General features: G+C 69.1%; 3 protein-coding genes. 1 reads left to right on the forward strand and 2 read right to left on the reverse strand.

Annotated elements, in window-relative coordinates:
* Positions 1-201: SDR family NAD(P)-dependent oxidoreductase (locus ACFPZL_RS11455; RefSeq protein WP_382335490.1), on the reverse strand; the 201-nt coding region annotated here is incomplete at its 3' end.
* On the reverse strand, positions 198-1,667 hold the full coding sequence (locus tag ACFPZL_RS11460; RefSeq protein WP_218114519.1) for an NAD-dependent succinate-semialdehyde dehydrogenase: 1,470 nt from the start codon (positions 1,665-1,667) through the stop codon (positions 198-200). The genes ACFPZL_RS11455 and ACFPZL_RS11460, both read right to left, overlap by 4 nt.
* Positions 1,668-1,790: 123 nt before the next feature.
* Between ACFPZL_RS11460 and ACFPZL_RS11465 the strand changes: the two genes are divergently transcribed.
* Complete coding sequence (locus ACFPZL_RS11465) at positions 1,791-3,161, forward strand: aminotransferase (protein WP_218114518.1); 1,371 nt, start codon at positions 1,791-1,793, stop codon at positions 3,159-3,161.
* The last annotated feature ends 93 nt before the right edge of the window (positions 3,162-3,254 follow it).

Here is a 3,254-nt window from a genome sequence, read left to right on the forward strand (position 1 = left end):
GCCCGGCGCTCCGAGGTCCGCCGAGACGAGCATCGCATCGCCCTCGGCGTACCCGGTCGTCGCCGCGCGCGCCCCGTCCGCGTTCGAATGGTAGTGCGCGACCACCCGCGCGCCCGTCGACGCCAGGCGCCGCACCGTCGCGAACCCGATGCCGCTCGATGCTCCGGTGACCAGCACCGTCTTCCCGCTGAGATCGTTCACAGCACTCCCTCGATGCAGATGTACTTCAGCTCCGTGTACTCCTCGATGCCGTGCATCGAGCCCTCACGGCCGATGCCCGACTGCTTCACGCCGCCGAACGGTGCGCCCTCGTACGAGATGAGGCCGGTGTTCACGCCGACGACGCCCACCTCGAGCGCCTCGGCGACGCGCGTGACGCGGCCGATGTCACGGCTGAAGAAGTATCCGGCGAGACCGAACTCCGTGTCGTTCGCCAGCTCGATCGCCTCCTCCTCGGTCGTGAACTTGAACACCGGGGCGATGGGGCCGAACGTTTCCTCGCTCGCGACGCGCATCTCGGGGGTAGCGCCGACGATCACGGTGGGAGAGTAGAAGGTGCCGCCGAGATCGCTCCGCGCGCCGCCGTTGACGATCGTGCCGCCCTTCGCCGTGGCGTCGGCGACGTGCGACTCCACCTTCTCGAGCGCCGACTGCGAGATCAGCGGACCCTGGGTGGTCTCGGGATCGCGGCCGTCGCCGACGCGAAGCTTCGCGACCTCGCGCGCGAGCGCCGCGACGAAGGCGTCGTGGATGCCCGCCTGCACGAAGATGCGGTTCGCGCAGACGCAGGTCTGGCCGGCGTTGCGGAACTTCGAGTCCATCGTGCCCTTGACCGCGGTCTCGATGTCCGCGTCGTCGAAGACGATCAGCGGGGCGTTGCCGCCGAGCTCGAGGGCGAGACGCTTGATCGTGCCGGCGGACTGCTCCATCAGCGTGCGGCCGACCTCGGTGGATCCGGTGAAGCTGATCGTGCGGATCAGATCGTGCGAGGTGAAGATCCCGCCGATGACCGATCCCTTGCCGTTGACCACGCTGAGCACGCCGGCGGGGATGCCCGCCTGCTCGGCGAGGGCGACGAGGGCGAAGGCGGAGAGCGGGGTCTCGCTGGCCGGCTTGATGATCATGGTGCAGCCGGCGGCGAGCGCCGGCGAGGCCTTGCGCAGGATCATGGCGCTCGGGAAGTTCCACGGCGTGATGGCCGCGGTGACCCCGACGGCGCTGCGCGTCGTCATCATGCGCCGGTTCGGGTTGTTGGTCGGGATGACCTCGCCGTAGAGCCGCTTGGCCTCCTCGGCGAACCACTCGATGAAGCCGGCGCCGTAGAGCACCTCGCCCCGAGCCTCGGCGAGGGGCTTGCCCTGTTCCCAGGTGAGGATCTCGGCGAGCTCGTCGGCGTGGGCGACCACCAGCTCGTACCACCGGCGCAGGATGCGCGACCGCTCCGGTGCGGGCACCTTCGACCAGGTCGTGAACGCCTCGCCGGCCGCGTCGATAGCGGCCTCCACGTCTTCGGCGGTCGCGACCGCGACCTGCGCGATCTCCTCGCCCGTCGCCGGGTCGATGACCGCGCTGCGCTCGCCGGTCGAGCCCTCGCGCCACTGGCCGCCGTAGAAGAGTTCGGTGCGCAGCAGGCCGCTGTCGGCGAGCGCCTCTCGAGTCGAAACCATGGCCGGATCCTCGCTTCTCATGTACGTGGACGATTATCGTGTGGACGATGCCAAGCATACGCGGTATTGTTCGATTTGCGACCAAAAGTGCGTTATGCGAACACAACTGTAAGGGAGAAGCACGTGGAGATCGAGGAAAAGGACAAGAACTACCTCTTCCATCCCATGACGAATCTGGCGGCCCACGAGCAGACCGGCCCGCCGATGACCGTCGTGTCCGCCCACGGTTCCACCGTCACCGACCGCGCGGGTCGGGACTACCTCGATGCGATGGCCGGCCTCTGGTGCGTGAACGTCGGCTACTCCCACCCGGAGATGGCGGACGCCCTCCGCGAGCAGACGCTCAAGCTGCCCTACTTCCACGCCTTCTCGTCGATGGGCACCGACCTGCCGGCGCAGCTCTCCGAGAGGCTCATCGAGATGGCGCCGGTGCCGATGAGCAAGGTCTTCTACGGCAACTCGGGCTCCGACGCGAACGATACCCAGGCGAAGCTCGTCTGGTACTACAACAACGTGCTCGGGCGCCCGGAGAAGAAGAAGATCATCTCCCGCCGGCGCGGCTACCACGGGGTGACGGTGCTCTCGGGCGGGCTCACCGGGTTCAAGAACCTCCACGACGGCTTCGACCTGCCGCTGCCGATGATCCGCCACGTTCGTCCGCCGCACGGCCTCTGGGAGCGGGAGCCGGGTCAGACCGACGACGAGTTCGCCACCGCCCTCGCCGTCGAGCTCGAGCGCTTCATCATCAACGAGGGTCCCGAGACGGTCGCCGCCATGATCGCCGAGCCCGTGATGGCGGCCGGCGGCGTGATCGTGCCGCCGGAGACCTACTTCCCGAAGATCCAGGAGGTGCTCCGCCGCCACGACGTGCTGCTGATCGCCGACGAGGTGGTCAACGGCTTCGGCCGCCTGGGCGTGCCGTTCGGATCGAACGCCGTGAACATGCAGCCCGACCTGATGACGGTCGCCAAGGGCATCACCTCCGCCTACGTCCCCCTCTCCGCCGTGCTCGTCAGCGACCGCATCTGGCAGGTGATGCTCGAGGGCTCGGCCAAGTACGGCAGCTTCGGCCACGGATACACCTATTCGGCGCACCCGCTCGCCGCGGCCGCAGCGATGAAGAACCTCGACATCATCGAGCGCGACGGCCTCGTGGCCGAGGTCGCGCGCAAGGGCGAGCTGCTGAGCGAACTGCTGCACGCGGCGTTCGCGGACCATCCGAACGTCGGTGAGATCCGCGGGCGCGGCCTCATGGCCGCCGTCGAGTTCGTGGAGTCGCGGGAGCCCCTCCGCCCCTTCGCCGCCCAGGGCGCCTTCGCGGGCGCGGTCTACCAGGGAGCGCTCGCCGAAGGCGTGATCACCCGCGCTCTGCCGGCCGCGGACACCGTCTCGTTCTCGCCGCCCTTCGTGGTGACCGAGAGCGAGCTCGAGCGCATGGTCGCCGGCGTGCGCACCGGCCTCGACCGGGCCGTCGAAGCGCAGCGGAAGGCCTAGCGGCGGTCATGGCTCCCCTCGGCGTCGGCGTGCTGCTGAACCCCATCGCGGGGTTCGGCGGCACGCTGGCGCTGCACGGCACCGACCGGCTGC

It is taken from the genome of Leucobacter soli, from assembly GCF_042659205.1.
In the GTDB taxonomy this organism is placed as follows: Bacteria; Actinomycetota; Actinomycetes; order Actinomycetales; family Microbacteriaceae; genus Leucobacter; species Leucobacter soli.